Below are 17888 nucleotides of genomic sequence, written 5' to 3' on the forward strand. Positions count from 1 at the left end.
GCCCTGGCCTGTTCCGCCGTGTCGACCATCGGCACCAGGAGGTTCTTCGCGCCGATGTCGAGCAGTTGCTTGATGAGCGCGGTGTCGCCGTGGACCGCCCGCACGACTGGCTGGGCGGCGTGCGGCGCCACGGCCTGCAACGCGGCCAAGGTCGAGCGCAGGTCGTTGGGCGCGTGTTCGCCGTCGACCAGCAACCAGTCGAAGCCGGCGGTTGCGCTCACCTCGGCCATGTAGGGGTCGGCCATCGACAGCCAGAGGCCGATCTGCGGTCGGCGCGCGGCCAATGCTGTCTTGAAGGCGTTGTGGGCAGGCATGAGGGGCTTTCTGTCAGATGGGAGGGAGAGGGAAAGCGGCATCTGGAAAAAAGTCAGCTCACGATGCCGAGGTGCCAGGGCACGAACTCGTGGTCGCCCAGGCCCAGCGCTTCGCTCCGGGTCTGTTCCCCGGAGGCATGGCGCAGGATCTGCTCGAAGATCTGCTGCCCCAGTTCGGCCACCGTGAGTTCGCCGTCGATCACCGCGCCGCAGTTGATGTCCATGTCCTCTTCGAGGCGTTTGAACATCGGCGTGTTGCTGGCCAGCTTGATCGTCGGCGCCGGCTTGCTGCCGAACATCGAGCCGCGCCCGGTGGTGAAGCAGATCAACTGCGCGCCGCTGGCGATCTGCCCGGTGACTGCCACGGGGTCGTAGCCCGGCGAATCCATGAAGACGAAGCCGGCCTGGTCGATGGGCTCCGCGTACTCGTACACGGCCTGCAGCGGCGTGGTCCCGCCCTTCATGGCCGAGCCGAGCGATTTCTCGAAGATGTTGGCCAGCCCGCCAGCCTGGTTGCCATGCCCGACCACGCCGTTGAACTGCGCGTTCTGGCCGGCCGCGTAGCGTTCCCACCAGGCCAGCCGGTCGAGCAGCTTCTGGCCGACCTCGGGCGTGACCGCGCGCCGTGTCAGCATGAACTCGACGCCGTGGATCTCGGGTGTTTCGGAAAGGATGGCGGTGCCGCCGTGGCGCACCAGCACGTCCATCGCCGCGCCCAGCGCAGGGTTGGCCGTGATGCCCGAGAAGCCGTCCGACCCTCCGCATTCCAGGCCGATCTTGAGATGGTTGGCGCCGACGCGGGTGCGTTGTGCGGCGTTGGCCTCGGGCAGCATTTCTTCCACGGCCCGAATGCCGGCTTCGATCGTCTGCCGGGTGCCGCCCACTTCCTGCATCACCATCGTGCGCATGAGGCGGCCCTGCGCGAGCCCCTGGGAGTCGACCAGTGCATCGACCTGGTTGCGCTCGCAGCCCAGGCCCACGATCAGCACGCCCGCCAGGTTGGGATGGCGCGCATAGCCCGCCAGGGTCCGGCGCAGCACGTCGAAATGCTCGCTCGGCGAGGACATCCCGCAGCCGCTGGTCTGCGCGAAGGCGGCCACGCCGTCCACGTTCGGAAAGGCCGCCAGGCGTTCGGGCGTGAAGTGCGCCGCGATGCGCTTGATGACGGTGGCCGAGCAGTTGACCGACGACAGGATGCCGATGAAGTTGCGCGTGCCGACGCGGCCGTCCGCGCGCACGAAACCCATGAACGTGGCGCGCTCGGCGTCGGGCACGTAGGCCACCGGACGCACATCCTGGCAAAAGGCCGGGTCGCGGTAGGAGTCCAACAGCGTGAGGTTGTGGCTGTGCACATAGTCGCCCGCCTCGAGGTCGCGCGAGGCCACGCCGATGACGGTGTCGTACTTCTTCACCTGCTCGCCGGCTGCGATGGCGCGCGACGCGATCTTGTGGCCCGCGGGAATCTGCGCACGCGCGCGCACGCCGAACTCGGCAATCGTTTCGCCCAGGGCGATCGGGGTCTTGGCAACCAGCACGTTGTCGTGCGGATGCAGGCGAAGCAGGGGGCTGTCAGTCATGAGGGGCATGCATGGAAGGCATCGAAGGAGGGCGGCGGGGTGGAGCCGTTCAGCCCTTTTCCATCAGTTCCTTGAGGTTGAGTCTGCGGATCAGGTCCGTCTCCTGCCGATAGACGGTTTCGACGTACTTCTGGTAGTCGGGTCCGTCCTGGTACATGACCGGCGCGTCGATGCTGTCGGCGACCTTCCTGAATTCTTCGCTGTGGACGGCGACACGGAATGCATCGCGCAGCTTTTTCTCCACCGCCGGCGGCAGCCCGCGCGGTGCGCCGATGCCGTTGGGTGCTTCCACCACCACGTCGTAGCCGAGCTCCTTGAGCGTCGGCGTGTCCTTGAAGCGCGGCGTGCGTGCTTCTCCCCAGGTCGCGAGCAGGCGCAGCTTGCCGCTTTCCACGTGGGGTGCCCAGGAGCTGCTGTCGGCGAGCATGTCGACCTGTTCGCCCAGCACGTCCTGCAGCGCGGCGGAACCGCCCTTGTAGGCGATGGCGTTGAACTTCACGCCGGCCGCCTGCGCGAACTGCTCCATGCCGACATGGGTGGCCCCGCCAACGCCGGCGTGGGCATAGCTGATCGCGCCCGGCTTGGCCTTGGCTTGCGCCACCATGTCCCGCAGCGACTTGAACGGCGAGCTGGCCGGCACCGCAATGCCGAAGGTCTGGCCCGAGGTGCGAGCCAGGTAGCTCAGGTCCTTGAGCGGATTGATCTGGACGGTGCCGATCTGGGCGAAGCGCGTCACGGAGATCGGAATCTGCCCGATCGTGTAGCCGTCGGGCCGGGCGGAAGCCAGGGCCTTGGTGCCGATCATGCCGGAGGCGCCGGCCCGGTTTTCCAGCGCGATGGGCTGCCCGAGTTCCCGCGCCGCGATCTGGCAGATGGCGCGCATCGAACGGTCCGCGGTGCCGCCCGCGGGCCACGGGCAGATGAAGGTCAGGGGACGATCGGGGTAGTCGGCCGCCAGTGCGCGAACGGGGGCGGTGGCGAGTGCGGCTGCGCCGAGGCCACCCAGCATCAATTGACGTCGCCGCAGGGAGCGATGGAAGGTCATGGTTGTCTCCGACGATTTGTAGTTCGATGAAAGCAGCTTGCATTCTTCAGTAGACAATCATTGCAATCCAATGAAATAGCGGACTCTCTTCATAGCCATTGGGTTATGTAGAGGAAAACCGAAAGCACCCCGATGACCCAGATCGATCGCGTCCTGCGTTCCAACCTCAAGCTGCGCCACCTGCAGATGCTGGTGGCGCTCGACCAGTTCCGGCACCTCGGCCGTGCGGCCGAGTTCCTGTCGGTCACCCAGCCCGCGGTCTCCAAGTCGCTGGTGGAAATCGAGCGGATGTTCGGCCTCGCGTTGTTCGAGCGCTCCACGCGCGGGACCGTACCGACGCCGTACGGCGACAGCGTGGTGCGCTTCGCGCGGTCGGTGCTCGCCGACTACGACCGCACGCGCGACGAGATCGCCGCAGTCGCCAGCGGTGCCGCCGGGCGCACCAGCGTGGGCGCGATGGTGGTGGCCATGCCCGTGCTGATGGCGCGCGCGGTCGAGCTGCTCAAGGCACGCTCGTCGCAGACCACGGTCCTGGTGGAGGAGGGCGACCTCACGCGCCTGTTGCCCAAGCTGCGCCTGGGCGAGCTGGACCTGTTCGTCGGGCGGCTGGAGCCCGGCTACGCGGCGCCGGACCTCGAAACGGAGGCGCTCCATGCCGAACCCATGGCCGTGGTGGTGCGGCCCGAGCATCCATTGACCTCGAAGCGCCGGCCGAGCTGGGCCGACCTCGCGAAGGAGTCCTGTGTGATGCCGCCGCCCTGGGCATCGCTGCGCGTCAAGCTCGACCAGATGTTCTTTCGCGATGGCGTGCATCCGCCGGCCGACATCATCGAGTCGGCGTCTTTCCTGGCGCAGATCAGTTTCCTGCGGCAACGCGATGCGGTGGCATTCATGGCGCGCTCGGTGGCGCGGCACTTCCAGCAGCAGGGCATGCTGAAGGTGCTGCCGCTCAAGGTGCCGATCGATCTGCCGCCGGTCGGCCTCATCATCATGCGCGGCCGCAGGCGCACGCCCAGCACGCAGCAACTGATCGAATGCCTGCGACGTGCGGCCAGGGTAAAGTCCGAGCGGTAGGCGCCGGCTTTCGGCCGTGCGCTTCGCGTTCAGTGCTGCCGGCCCAGGGGCATCCAGTCAAAGGCTGATGTTCTTCCTTGTGCGCGGCTTTCGCGGAAGCAAGGCCTTGATGCGCTGGCGAAGCAAGGCTGGCGGCACCGCTGGGGTCATCTGCAGCATTTCCATGCACCGATCCATGCGCCCGGGCCGCTCCAGCAGCGCATCGGCCGCCCGGGCGAGATCCCTGTCGATGCTCTCCCCGTACGCCTGCCGGGCTTTGCCGGCTGCGCACTGAAGCAGCGCGGTGCCGGGCTGCATCATGGCCAGATCGATGAGGTCGCGGCTGAATACGCTGTCGTCGGCCCAACGATCCGAATTGGCCAGCAGCTTGCTCGCAGCCAGATCCAAGGGTGTGAGGGTGGCGATGCCGCAGACCCGATCGGCCGCTCCCGGTGCTTCGAGTTCCATGCGGGCTTCGAGCACGATCTCGAACTTGATTTCGATGTCTTCCATGCGCACGGAGGTGCGAATGCCATATTGGTCGGCGCGAACCTCGCGAGCCTGCAGCAGTTCGGCACCTTCACGGACGAGCGGGCGCAAGCCGTCGCCGCTCGTCAACAACTGACGCAGGCTGCGATAGCCCCCCATGTCCGACACCAGGAAGTCGATGTCCACCGATTCGCGGTACTCGCCAAAGCGAAGCGCGATGGCCGTGCCGCCGCCGAACAGGCAATGGTTGTCTGCGAGCAAGGCCGCATCCAGGGTGGCCAGTGCCTCGGCGACGCGGCGATGGTGGGCGCGTTCAAACATCCAGCGGCTTTCGTCCGAGCGTGCGTGCCAGGTCATGCAGCAACTGCTGCTCGCGTGGGTCCAGCGCAGACGGATCGGCGTGGCGCCAATTCCGTTCATAGATGCCCCAAGCCTCTTGCGCAGTGAGCTCTGCATCTGGAGGCAACTGCCATGCGAGTCGCCGCAGTTGTGCGTGGTCGGCAATTCGCACGGTCTTCTGGGGTGGCGGCGGGTTTGCCGGCGCCAACCCCGCGGAGGCGATCACGTCGACGTCCAGCCCCAGTGCTGCCAACGCGTTCATGTAGGCGCCCATCGTGACGGACGGTTCGCCTCGCTCAATGCGATGCAGCGTCATGCGCGACATGCCGGCGGCTTCGGCCGCCGTCGTGGCGGAAACCTTGAGGGCCTTTCGCCGGGCGTGGATATGCCGGCCGAAGGCTTCAAGGCGTTGGCCGGCTCCTGCAGAAATGGGAGGGGCGGTGGATGGCATATGTGTATCTCATATTAGGCATTTTTCAATAAATGTCCACTATGAGATGCGTTATATGCTTTCTCGAATCGCACGCTTGAGCCCGATGTCTTTGTCGATGACGGGCATCGGTCGCACGTCCACTGAGGAGGGGCCGTGTCACCTGCCGTGTGAGGATTGGCCGTCGCGTTCTGTCTCGTGAGCTTCTCGTGCGGCCACCGAAGCGGCTTCGATGACCCGGAACTGGAACGCGACCTCGTGAAGCTCTCTCTCCAGTTCGCTTCGATTGGCGGAGCCTTCAGGAAGCGGGGCCGAACCGTCGCTCGAATGCGATTCCAGGCGCACGCCCAGCGTGCGCGTCAGGTCCGAGAACGCGGTGGAAGCATCCCGTGCTGCCGCGCGAAGCACCTGCACTGCACTGCGAATCTGTGAGTCGTAGCTTGCCATCGCTTCTCGAATGCTGACTGGGGTGAGCGGCGGAACAGTCGAGGCTTCGTGAGGCGAACGCTCGTAGGGGGATCGTTCGGATTCAATCATGTGACGATTGTTGATGACAAGTTCGGCTGGGTGAAGCGCACCCGGGATTTCCCTTTCGAAGCGCTCCGCTATTCCGGGCGGCGCCGGCCTGCGACTGCTGCGGGAGTTTTCATGGCGCGCTGGGTGTCGCGTTCGCCAGGTGGCGAATCTGATCGAAGTCGAGTCCGTCGAGTGCCTGGCGCAACGCCTTGACGAACGCCGCATGATTCGGGTCCGATGCAAGCCGGCTCGCCATGTCGTGCAAATCGGTCCATCGGCCATCCCGTGCCAGCGATTCCAGCTCCGAGCGCACGCTGGCTGGCAGCGGTGCGATCTCGGGGATCGGTGCCCTCGCGCGCTGGGGGCGCGCGAAGGGCGCCTTGCGTGCCGTGTCGCTGGCCGGTGCAACGGCCGAAGGCAGTTCATTCTCTTGCGCAGGGTCGACCAGCACCGAAAAGCGCAGCCGGGTGCCAAGGTGCCGGCGACTGTCGAGGGCCAGCTCCCCGCCCATGTGCTCCACGATCCGCCGCGCGATGGCCAGGCCCAGTCCGGAGCCTTCGGCCGTCGCATCGGCCTGGGAAAACGAACGGAAGACGCGGCGCTGATCCTTCTTGTCGATACCGATTCCGCTGTCCCACACCTCGATGCTCAGGCACCACCGGTCGCCCGCCGGAAGGGTCTCGATCCGAAGGCCCATTTGTCCATCGCGCGTGAACTTGGCGGCGTTCGAGAGGAGGTTCAGCAGCAGTTGCTGAAAGCGCTTGCTGTCGAGGCGCACGGCGGGTGGCAGCGCTCCCCGAAGCTCGAGGGCGAATTGGTTGTTCTGGCGCTGCGCGAGCATGGAGGCGTACTGCGCGAGGTCTTCAACGAGCGCCGGCAGGTGCACCGGCCTGGCATCCAGCGCGAGCGGCAACAGTTCGCCCTTGGCGAATTCGAGCAGATCGTCGACGAGCGCGAGCTGGTAGTTCGCACTGCGCTCGATGGCGTCCACCTGAGACGCGGATGCCGGGTCGTTCCGCAGGATGCGGGCGTGCCCGATGATCGTGGCCAGCGGCGCGCGCAGATCGTGGCTGATGTAGGCCATGAGCCGCGTCTGCTCGCGCGCCCGGTGTTCGGCTTGTTCGAGCGCGGCGTTGAGCGCGCGGGTCTTGCGTGTCACTTCGGCCTGCAGCCTCTGCTGCTCGTGCGCCTGCCACTGGACCAGCTTGCGCTGTGCGTCATGCCGTTGGCGCGACAGGTGGTGAGTCCATGCGGCGAGCACGACCAACCCGACCAGCAGGCCGGGAAAGCCCAGGACGTAGGCATCGAACCCCGGGATCGCGTGCGCCGGAAGGGCGAGCTCGGTGAGCCGCAGGCACACGCCCAGGGTGACCGCCACCATCACCGGAAAAGCCAGCCTGCCTCCCGGCCCGCCCCGGCGCATGTAGACGAAACTGCTGGCCGCCAGCGTGAGCACCAACACGACTGCGCTGAGGGTGCCCGCTCGGGCGAAGGCCCCATAGTCGCCCACCCATGTTCCCAGCAGCACCAGCGCCTGCACGCCGGTCAACGCGACCAGCAGCGGCATCCCCGGCGGCCGCACCGGGCTGCCGCGCGACAGCGCATGAAGGTAGATCACCATGTTTAGCACGCAACAGCCGGCGGTGACGCCTGCCGCGCGGTAGCTCCACTCGGTGCTGTCCGGCCAGAGCACCATCCGCGTGTAGCCTCGGTAGGTGGCCTCGTAGAGCGCGACCAGTGCGAAGCCCAGGCCCTGCGAAGCCATCGCGATGTTCCGGGATATGGCCCAGATCGCCAGCGAATACACGGCGAGCACGAGCAGTCCGCCGATCAGCAGGCCGTCGATCAGTGCCCGGCTGCTTTCCGTGACCCGCCAGGTGTCCGCGCTGTGCAGAAAGGGAGCCAGCTTGATGCTGCTGTGGCTTTGCACGCGAACCAGGACGCGTGCCAGTTCGCCTGGACGCAGGTCGAGCGCGAGGGTGGGAACGCGGTCGGCATGGGGGTTGGCACGGACGGAGACGCCTGCGGTCGTGACCTCCCATCCCGCTGTCGGCGAGGCGCCTTGCGCGTCGCGCTGGACGTGGAAGTCGACGTGCTGGAGCCACGTGGTGTCCAGCAGCAGACGCAGGGGCAGGACCGTGGCACCGTCGTTCTTCAGCGTGAGGCGCAACCAGAACGCCGAGTTCGAGAAGCCCTGCCGCATCCGCGCGGCCGTGCCCGGCACGAAGCCGTCCCGCGAACCGCTTTCCCGCGCCGCGACCTCCTCGCGCGAAAGCAGCGCGCCGCGATCCTCGAGCAACTCGACCTTGTCATCCAGGGAGAGGGGGAGGGCCTGCGTGCCATCGAGCCGCAGCGTGGCGGCAGGGGAGGGCACCGCCCACGCGCAAAGCGCCGCGCACAGACACAGGGCGGCCGCGCCGCGGATGAAAGCCACGGCCCTCAGGCCTCCGACGTCGAGTCGACTGCGGCGTTGGCGGCGGATGCGCTCCGGTAGCGCGCGGGGCTGGTCCCGAAGCGTTCGCGGAAGGCCGTCGAAAAATTGGCGGCCCCCGAAAAGCCGACTGCATGCGCCACTTCCTCGACGCTGAGCGCCGACTCGCAGAGCAGGCGGCGCGCCTTCGCCAGCCGGGCTTCGCGCACGAACTCGAAGACCGAGCGGCCCATGTGCTCCCTGAAGACGCGCGACAGCCGTTTTTCGTGCGTTCCCAGGCGGGAAGCCAGTTCGCCCAGCGCGGGCACGTCGGCGAGATCCGACATGACGAGCCGTTCGGCCGCCCGTGCGATGACCCGGTCCGGGCCCTGCTCCGTGACCTCCTCGGTCGGCTCTGCGGCGGGTGCCGGGGCCCGTGCTGCGCACTTGCTGCTGGCCAGCGCCAGGTGCACGGTGACGCGCGCCAGCACTTCGGCCGGCTCGTACGGCTTGAGGATGTAGTCGACGGCACCTTCCCTCAGGCCGGTCAGCCGCTCTTCGAGCGAACTGGAGGAGGTGACGAAGATCACCGGAATGTGCGCCGTGCTGCGGTCGGCCTTCAGCAGCCGGCAGGTGGCGAATCCGTCCGTGCCGCCCATGCGAACGTCCAGCAGGATCAGGTCCGGCTGCAAGGCGGTCGCCCTCCGGTATCCCTGCATCGCGTCGAAGGCGAGGCTGATGCGGTGATCCTCGCCGCGCAGGGCGGCCAGAAGGAGCTGCAACTCGTCGATGTTGTCGTCGATGAGAAGGATGTGCGCTCGCCGGGGAGGTTGGGATGACCAGTAGGACATTCGGTGGAGCGTAGGGCCGCGCCGCATAAATCAATGTGAACAAGTTCACATTACGTTGCAATCGTAAACAAATGTCACCTCAGACAAAACATTTGTCCTGAATCCCAAAAGTCGGGTTGACCCCCCCGCCGAAGAATCCCGCTCTTTCCTGGACACCTGCGCCGCATTCCGCCGCGCCGCTCACACACGGTGCCAGGGCCATCAGAGCCAATAACGAGGGACGGGATGCCCAACACCCCACCGAATCTGCCGGACGCGAAAGCGCTGCGCGACTTCTTCAGCATGGCACGCCAGGCGCTTCGCCGGCGGCTGGCGCGGATGCCCGCGCTCGTCGGCGTGCCGCTTGCGGGCCTGCTGATCGGCGTGGCCGCCCATGCCACACCGCAGGTTTCCAGCCTGGTGCACGTGCCCGACATCCTGCCGGCGGGCGGCACGGTCACCAGCACGGTGACCATCGCCGACAGCGACAGCCTGTCCATCGGCGCGCCGGGCACCTCCTTCACCTACACGATCCCGGCCAATTCCACCTACATGGGCACCGGCAGCGTGCCGGTGGGCAACTGCAGCTCGACCGTGGCCGTGGGCGCCGACGGGCCGGGCACGCTCACCTGTTCGGGCATCACGCTGGCGGCCGGGCAATCGCGGGCTTTCGAGGTGCTGCTGCGCACCCGTACGCAGGGCACGCTGAGCGTCACGGCCACCCCGGCGGGCGGCGGTTCAAGCGAAACCAAGACGATCACCGTGAACCAGGGCGCCGACGTGGCGATCGCCATCACGGCGCCAGCCACCGCCTCCAGCGGTGCCACGGTGCCGATCGTCTTCACGCTGACCAACAACGGGCCCGACGCCAGCACGGGCTCGACGCTGACGTACAACATTCCCACGGGACTGTCGGTTTCCGGCAGCGGCCTGCCCGCAGGCTGCGCCATCAGCGGCAGCCAGTTGAGCTGCACCGTGGGCGGTCTCGCACTCAACGGCACCCGGACGATCACGGTCAACGGCGTGGTCACCGCGGCCGCGGGCTCCACGATCACGCACCAGCCGGCGGTGGCGCCGGCCGGCGCCATCGGCGATGGCGTGCCCGAGAACAACAACGCGACCGCCAACACCTCCGTCACGGCGGGCACAGTGCTCACCATGGCCAAGAGCCATGACGGCGGCCAGTTGCTCGTGGGCCAGCGCTTCAACTTCACGCTGGCGCCGCGCTTCAGCGGCAGTGCGCCCACCGGCGTCACGCTCACCGACACGCTGCCGGCCAACTTCCAGATCGCCGGGGCGGTCTCCGCCGCGGCCGGCTGGAACTGCTCGGTCGCCGGCCAGACGGTGAACTGCACGCGCTCGAACATCGGCAGCGGGGGCGCAGACGTCGCGCTCGACAACATCGTCATTCCCGTGATCGCCATGACGGCCGGCACGGGCGTGGTCAACCAGGCCACGGTGAGCGCCACCGGGCCGGTCGCCACATCGGCCACGGGCAGCGCGCCGGCCGACGTGGCGACCTCCGCCACCGACTTCCGCGCCGACAAGCGCCGCGGCTGGCCGCAGAACAACGTGCCGGTCGGACAGGCGTTCGACTACCAGGTCGGCGCCACCAACCTCGGCGGCACGCGCCTGCTGGCGAACAGCACCATCAACCTGGTCGATGATCTTCCGGCCGGCGTGCACATCAACAGCGTGACGCCGAACGGCTACACCTGCACGATCACCAAGGGCGGCGCCACCGTCGCGGCGCCGGTCGACGGGCCGGCCACGGTGAACTGCACGCGCACCCTCGCGGCCGACATCGGCGTCGACACCTCGAGCGGCAACAGTGCGCGCAATGCCGGCTACGTGATCGTGAATGTCACCATTCCGGCGGTCCCGGCGGGCAACGCCCCGATCGTCAACAGCATGTGCGTGAACGTCGCACTGCCCGCCAGCGCACCCACCTCGGGCGCCGACCCCGACGCCAACACCGGCAACGACTGCGTGAGCCTGGGCACCGGCGTGGACGACACCGCCAACTATGCCAACGTCACCGTACTGAAGCGCGTGGTGGGCGTGGGCAGCAGCGCCGCCAACCGGCAGACGGCGGGCCAGGCGATCACCTGGGAAATCGAGGTCGTCAACAGCGGTCCCTCGGCAGCGCAAAACGTTGCGGTGAGCGACATCTTCCCTCAGGTGCTGGGTGCGGGCACCGTGACGCAGGTACCCAACGGCGCCACCTTCGGCGGCACCTGCGCCTTGCCCGCCGCTTCGGGCGGCGCCGGCAACCCGTCGCTTTCGGGCTGCAGCATCACGGCGCTGCCGGTCTGCCGCGCGAGCACCGATCCCGTCACCGCGGTGCCGCTGTGCCCGGTGGTCCGTGTTGTCGCCACGCACTATGGCGACGGCGCCTCGGCCAGCGACAACACCTTCAGTCTCGTCAACAAGGCGAGCGCCATCGCGGCCATGCCCGCCGACCCGGTGCTCGACGACGCCGGCCTGACCAACAGCGGCACGGCCACCGCGTACTTCAACGCCCTGGCCGATGTGACGGTGACCAAGACGGCCAGCCCCGGCTCGGTGCCGGTCGGCCAGCTGCTCACCTACACCCTCACGGCGCGCAACCAGTCCGTGCAGCAGGGCAGCTTCAGCCGCGCCTACGACGTGCGGGTGGTCGACACCCTGCCGGCGGGCCTGATGTTCATCTCGGCCACGGCAGCGGGCGGCGGCACCTGTCCGGTACAGCCCAACACCACGAACCCCACGGGCACCGGCACCACCAACAACCAGCTCGAATGCCGCTGGGGTTCGCTCACGCGCAACCAGCAGCAGACGGTCACGGTACAGGTGCGGCCGCTCTACGCGATCAATGGCTCGACCATTGCGAACACCGTCGGCATCAGCACCGCCACCGCGGAAAGCAACGCCGCCAACAACCAGGCGACGGCCAGCACTCCCGTGATCGCGCCCGTGTACGACCTCGTCGTGACCAAGCGCGACGACGTCGATCCGGTGAACGTGGGCGACGACGTCACCTACACCATCACGGTATCGAACAACAGCCCCTCGACGGCCGAGGCGGTTCGCCTGGTCGACAACCTGCCGTCCGCCGGGACCGGCGGCGAACCCGCCCCCACGTTCGTGTCGGCGAGTGCACCGGCAGGCATCATCATCCAGACACCCGCAGTCGGTTCGGTCGGCGGACAGATCGTGTTCACGATTCCGGTCCTGGGCGGCACCGGTTCCGCATCGACCGGGGAACCCAACACGCTGCAGTTCCAGGTGGTCCTGCGCGGCGTTTCGCGCGGCACCTTCCAGAACCGCGCCGCGGTCGACTTCTTCGATGCCTCGCGCAATGCCTTCGATACGAGCCAGGGCAACAACGCCGTGGCGGAGAACACCACGTTCCGCTTCAAGGCCGACGTGCAGGTGGTCTCCAAGGCGGCGGTCTCGCAGGGCACCGCCACGCCGCTCGCGACCGTGGCCATCGGCCAGAACTTCGACTGGCTCGTGCAGCTGCGCAACAACGGCCCGGACAGCGCCGAGACCACGAGCTTCACCGACACGCTGCCAGCGGGCCTGGTGCTCACAGGCACGCCCGTCTTCACGGTGACCGGCGGCACCTTCACGCCCGCTGCGCCTACCTGCACCGGCGCAGCCGGCGGGCAGAGCGTGAGCTGCGCCATCGCCTCGATGCCGGTCAACGGCACGGCCACGGTGCGCATTCCCGTGCGCACCACGGCCGGCAGCACGCCTGTCAACGGCACGCAGTTCACGAACCGCGCGCACCTGGTGACCACCGGCTCGGGCGACACCAACGGCGGCCCCGACCCGGACGCCGGCAACAACTTCAACGAAGGCAGCATCGCGGTGCAGAGCAGCGCGCTGAGCGGCCGCGTCTATGAAGACCTGAACGGCAACGGCCTGATCGACAGCGGCGAACCCGGCATTGCCGGCGTCACGATGCGCCTGACCGGCACCGACAGCCTGGGCAACGCGGTCACGCTGACCACGGTGACCGGCGCCAACGGCGACTGGGGCTTCACCGTGCCCGCGGGCACCTACAGCGTGGCCGAAGACCAGCCGGCGGCGTACCAGCCCGGCATCACGCGGGCCGGCGCCGTGACGGGCGCGGGCAGCACGCCCGGCACCGTTCCGGCGGGAACGTCGAACGGGCCCAACGGCTCGAACGCCAACCGCATCGACGCCATCGTGCTCGGCGCRGGCGGCACCTCGACGGCCAACAACTTCGGCGAAGTGCGCGCATCGAGCCTTGCCGGTCGCGTCTACCGCGACGCCGACTACAACGGCGCTGCGAGCGCCGGCGACCCCGGCATCGCGGGCGTCACCGTCACGCTCACCGGCACCGACATGTTCGGCAATGCGGTGTCGACCACCACCACCACGGCCAGCGGCACCGGCAGCTACGCCTTCAACAATCTCACGCCCGGCACCTATGTGGTGACCGAGACGCAGCCTGCAGCCTTTGCCGACGGCAGCGATGCAGCCGGCACGGCCGGCGGCACCGCGGGCAACGACACCGTGAGCGCCATTCCCCTGCGCTCGAACGTGAACGGCACCGGCTACGACTTCGGCGAGCTGCTCACCCGCATTCCGGTGCGCGTGTTCGTCGACGGCAACAACGACGGCGTGCCGCAGGCCGGCGACACGGGCATTCCCAACGTGGAGCTGCGCCTCACGGGCACGGACGCCGCGGGCAATCCGGTCAACATCCTCGCCGTGCCTTCGGGCGCAGCGGGAGGCTACGAATTCCGCAACGTGCCGCCCTCGGCACCCGGCGGCTACACCATCACGGAAACGCAGCCGGCCAACTACGCGCCGGGCAAGGCCAATGCCAACAGCCAGCCGGGCACGGCCCAGGGCGGCGGCAACAGCATCACCGGCGTCACCGTGGCCGGCACCAACCCGCCGCTGACGCAGGGCGAGTACTACTTCGGCGAGCTGCTGCCCGCCGGCATCTCCGGCCGCGTCTACTACGACCGCGACGGCAGCGGCGCGCAGGGCGCGCCAGCTACCGAGCCGGGCCTGGCGGGCGTGACCCTCACGCTCACCGGCACCGACGTCAACGGCCAGGCCGTGACGCGCACCGCCACGACCGACGCCAGCGGCGACTACAACTTCGCGAACCTCGCGCCCGGCAGCTACACCGTGACCGAGACGCGGCCGCAGGGCTACGAAGCCGGCATCACGCGCGCCGGCAACGTCAGCGGCGCCGGCAGCACCCCGGGCTCCGTGCCCACGGGCGGCAGCGGCGTGACGAACGGGCCCAACGGCTCCAACGCCAACGCCATCCAGAACATCGTGCTCGGCGCAGCGGGCGCGGGCTCGGCCGCCAACAACTTCTCGGCCGTGCGGCCGGCCAGCGTGTCGGGCTACGTGTACGCCGACGTCGCACCGTCGAACGGCACCCGCGACAGCGGCGAGCCCGGCATTGCGGGCACCACCGTGCGCGTCACCGGCACCGACTTCCTGGGCAACGCGGTCACGCGCACGGTGCAAGCCGCTGCCGATGGCCGCTACCTGGTCGACGCGCTGCTGCCCGGCACGTACCAGATCGACGAGACGCAGCCCGCCGGCGTGGCCGACGGCCCCGAGTCGCTCGGCACCGTGGGCGGCGCGCCGCGCGGCACCCTGAACCCCGGCAGCGTGAACGACCGCTTCGGCGCTCTCGTGCTCGCATCGGAAGAAGCGGGCATCGACTACAACTTCGGCGAGCGCGGCGGCCAGATCGCGGGCTGGGTCTATGTCGACGGCAACAACGACGGCATCCGCCAGGCCGGCGAGCCCGGCATTCCCGGCGTCACGCTCACGATCACCGGCCGCTCGGCCAGCGGGCTGGCGGTGAACGCCACCGCCGTGACCGATGCAACCGGCCGCTATGTCTTCACCGGCCTGCTGCCGGCCGACGCCGCGGGCTACACCGTGCGCGAGACGCAACCCGCCACCTATGCCGACGGCCTCGACGCGGTCGGAACGCTCGACGGCACGGGCAGCGGCACGCTGGGCAACGACGTGCTCTCCGCCATCGCCTACCGCGGCGGCAACGGCGACAACTACAACTTCGGCGAGCGCGGCGCATCGATCGCGGGCACCGTCTACAACGACGCCAACCGCAACGGCACGCGCGAGCCGCAAGACCTGCCGATCGCCGGCGTGACCATCACGCTCACCGGCACCGACGCCGCGGGCCAGCCCGTGACGCGCACCGCCGTCACCGGCTCCGACGGCCGCTACGAGCTGACCGGCTTGCCGCTGCCCGGCACCGGCGGCTACACGATCACCGAGACGCAGCCGAGCGGCTACGACGAGGGCATTGCCATCCCCGGCACGCTGGGCGGCTCGGCGCAGGGCACCAACCAGATCCGCGTGAACTTCACCACGCTGGCCACCAGCGGCACGGGCTACGACTTCAACGAGCACAGCAACCAGCCCGCGTCGCTGACCGGCACCGTGTGGTTCGACCAGAACCACAACCGCAGCCGCGAAAGCGGCGAGGGCCAGGGCGAAGGCTGGACCGTGGAGCTGATGCGCTGTGCCGACGGCGGCAACGCCTGCTCGGAAACCGCGGCCACCGTGCTCTACACCGTGACCACGGGCGCGGACGGCAGCTACCGCTTCGGCGACCTCACGCCCGGCGAATACCGCGTGCGCTTCCGCTCGCCCGACGGCCGCACCGTCGGCGGCGTGTGGCCCACCGATGCCGCGCAGAACGGCGCCAACGGCCCCTACCCCACGCCCCCCGCGAGCGACCCGCGCTTCTCGATCAAGGTGCGCGTGAACCCGGGTGCCAACGTGCAGCGGCAGGACCTGCCGTACGACCCGGGTGGCGTGGTGTACGACAGCGTGAGCGGCACACCCGTGCCTGGCGCCGTGGTGCGCCTCGTGGGCCCGCCAGGCTTCGACCCGGCGCAGCATCTGCTCGACGGACGCGACACCTACACCACCGGCCCCGGCGGCTATTACGACTTCTTCGTGCTGCCGGGCGCGCCGGCCGGCGAGTACCGCCTGGCGGTCACGCCGCCGGGCAGCTACCTGCCGTCGTCGATGTACCCGGCCGCGGCCGGCGGGCTCGGCACGCAGTCCTGCTCCGCGCCGGCGAACGGGCCCGCACCCGCGCAGACCAACCCCTGCGTGGTGAGCCCGGGCGCGGGGCTGGTGCCCGGCGCCGGCTACTACATGGCGTTCCAGATGCCGGGCGGCGGCGGCCAGCACGTGGTGGCCAACAACATTCCGCTCGACCCGTCGGATGCAACGCTCATCGAGCTGCGCAAGACCACCTCGAAGCTCACCGTGAAGAAGGGCGAGCTGCTGCCCTACCGCATCACGGCGCGCAACACGCGCAGCAACCCGGTGCCGGGCGCGGCCGTGGTCGACACGCTGCCGCCGGGCTTCCGCTACGTGCAGGGCTCGCTCACCGTGCGCACGATGCCGGGCGGCGTGGCGCTGCCGGTGGTGCCGCAGATCAACGGCCGCCAGGTCGTGGTGCCCGGCCAGAACTTCGCGCCCAACGAGACCAAGGAATACCTGATGGTCGCGGGCGTGGGGGTCGGCGTGGGCGAGGGCGAGTTCGTCAACCAGGTCATCGCCACGCAAGGCGTGGGCGGACGCGTGCTGTCCAACCTGGCCACCGCCACGGTGCGCGTGGTGCCCGATGCGCTGTTCGACTGCACCGACGTGATCGGCAAGGTCTACGACGACAAGAACGCCAACGGCTACCAGGACGAAGGCGAGCCTGGCCTCGCGAACGTGCGGATTGCCACGGTCAACGGCGTGCTGGCCACCACCGACGCCGAAGGTCGCTACCACATCACCTGCGCCGCCATTCCGAAGGACGGCACCGGCAGCAACCTGGTGCTCAAGCTCGACGAACGCACGCTGCCTTCGGGCTACCGCACCACGAGCGAGAACCCGGCCGCCGAACGTGCCACGCGCGGCAAGGTGCTGAAGGTGAACTTCGGCGCCACTGTGCACCGCGTCGTGCGGCTCGCGCTCCAGGGCGCGGCCTTCGACGACGGCAGCGCCGCGCTGCGCGCTGGCTTCGTGCCCGAGCTCGATCGCACGGTGAACGTGCTGGCCGAGAAGACCGCGGTGCTGCGCCTGGCCTACCGGGCCGCGCCCGGCGAAGCCGAAGCGCTGGGCCGCCAACGCACGGACGCGGTGAAGGCCGCCGTGCTCTCGCGCTGGAAGCAGTTGGGCGAACAGCGCGCGAGCCGCAAGGAGCCGCCGCTCTTCAACCTGGACATCGAAGTCGAGCTGGTGCCTGCCACCACGCCCGCGGTGCAGCCATGACGCAAGGACGAGTGAACGCCATGAAAAGCACCCCGACATCGAAGAACCCGTTCAAGCGAGCCGACATGAGAAAGCTACCCAAGCGCATCGCCCTCGCGGGCGCGGTCACCGCCGCCTGCATGACCATGGGCCTTGCCGCGGCGCAGGACACCGAAGTGCGCGGCCGCATGCGCGACCATGCCGCGGCCGACCCGCGCGCGGCCGATATCGACGGCACGCGGCACCTGCCGCGCAGCAGCGAGCGCGAGTTGCCCAAGGCCACCTTCGTGCTCGGCGACGCACGCGAGCCGGTGGTGGCTCCGGCAGCGGGTGCTGCACCGGCTGCCGCTCCCGCCACGGAGCGCAGCGATACCGAAACCCCGCAATTCGCATCGGGCTCCGATCTGCTCGCTCCGGCGGACCGGGCGCAGCTCGACCGCATCGCCGACCAGGTGAAGGGCCGCGGCAAGCTGCGCTTCGAGATCGTCGGCCATACCGACGCGCAAGCGCTGAGCGCCAGGTCGCGCGAGCGCTTCGCCGACAACCACGCACTGGGCCTGGCCCGCGCGCAGCAGGTGGCGCGCTATCTCACGCAGCGCCTCGGCCTGCCC

At 68.9% G+C, this 17888-nt stretch carries 11 protein-coding genes; 3 read left to right on the plus strand and 8 right to left on the minus strand.

Annotated features, from left to right (window positions below; genetic code table 11):
* The 3 genes from AC1DXX_RS30275 to AC1DXX_RS30285 all read right to left on the minus strand — a co-directional run.
* Positions 1 to 314 (minus strand): aldolase/citrate lyase family protein (locus AC1DXX_RS30275; protein WP_478137901.1); only part of this gene is annotated, 314 nt, incomplete at its 3' end.
* 53 nt (positions 315 to 367) lie between these two features.
* Entirely contained in the window at positions 368 to 1891 is a 1524-nt protein-coding gene (locus AC1DXX_RS30280; RefSeq protein WP_478137902.1) for a UxaA family hydrolase, read from the minus strand.
* Between the two features lie 49 nt (positions 1892 to 1940).
* Positions 1941 to 2936 (minus strand): tripartite tricarboxylate transporter substrate binding protein, encoded by a 996-nt coding sequence (locus AC1DXX_RS30285; protein ID WP_478137903.1) that lies wholly within the window; start codon positions 2934 to 2936, stop codon positions 1941 to 1943.
* A gap of 132 nt (positions 2937 to 3068) precedes the next feature.
* Here AC1DXX_RS30285 and AC1DXX_RS30290 point away from each other — a divergent pair, with 132 nt between their 5' ends.
* A complete protein-coding gene (locus AC1DXX_RS30290) occupies positions 3069 to 4010 on the plus strand; it encodes a LysR substrate-binding domain-containing protein (protein WP_478137904.1) in 942 nt (313 codons plus the stop codon).
* Between the two features lie 57 nt (positions 4011 to 4067).
* Here AC1DXX_RS30290 and AC1DXX_RS30295 read toward each other — a convergent pair whose 3' ends face one another.
* The 5 genes from AC1DXX_RS30295 to AC1DXX_RS30315 form a co-directional block, all read right to left on the minus strand.
* A complete protein-coding gene (locus AC1DXX_RS30295) occupies positions 4068 to 4835 on the minus strand; it encodes a nucleotidyl transferase AbiEii/AbiGii toxin family protein (RefSeq protein WP_478137905.1) in 768 nt (255 codons plus the stop codon).
* Positions 4792 to 5268: a helix-turn-helix domain-containing protein gene (locus tag AC1DXX_RS30300; RefSeq protein ID WP_478137906.1), complete on the minus strand. Its 477-nt coding sequence runs from the start codon at positions 5266 to 5268 to the stop codon at positions 4792 to 4794. The genes AC1DXX_RS30295 and AC1DXX_RS30300 overlap by 44 nt, the downstream gene beginning before the upstream one ends.
* A 138-nt stretch (positions 5269 to 5406) precedes the next feature.
* The gene (locus AC1DXX_RS30305) at positions 5407 to 5784 is read right to left on the minus strand and encodes a hypothetical protein (RefSeq protein WP_478137907.1); all 378 of its coding nucleotides are present in this window, start codon (positions 5782 to 5784) and stop codon (positions 5407 to 5409) included.
* A gap of 109 nt (positions 5785 to 5893) precedes the next feature.
* The gene (locus AC1DXX_RS30310) at positions 5894 to 8197 is read right to left on the minus strand and encodes a sensor histidine kinase (protein ID WP_478137908.1); all 2304 of its coding nucleotides are present in this window, start codon (positions 8195 to 8197) and stop codon (positions 5894 to 5896) included.
* 5 nt (positions 8198 to 8202) lie between these two features.
* A complete protein-coding gene (locus tag AC1DXX_RS30315) occupies positions 8203 to 9024 on the minus strand; it encodes a response regulator (protein ID WP_478137909.1) in 822 nt (273 codons plus the stop codon).
* Positions 9025 to 9249: 225 nt separating this feature from the next.
* On the opposite strand from AC1DXX_RS30315, the gene AC1DXX_RS30320 reads away from it, so the two are divergent.
* Entirely contained in the window at positions 9250 to 17298 is an 8049-nt protein-coding gene (locus AC1DXX_RS30320; protein WP_478137910.1) for an SdrD B-like domain-containing protein, read from the plus strand.
* A gap of 20 nt (positions 17299 to 17318) precedes the next feature.
* Positions 17319 to 17888: OmpA family protein (locus AC1DXX_RS30325; RefSeq protein WP_478137911.1), on the plus strand; the 570-nt coding region annotated here is incomplete at its 3' end.

The organism is Variovorax sp. P4_B10 (assembly GCF_056402375.1).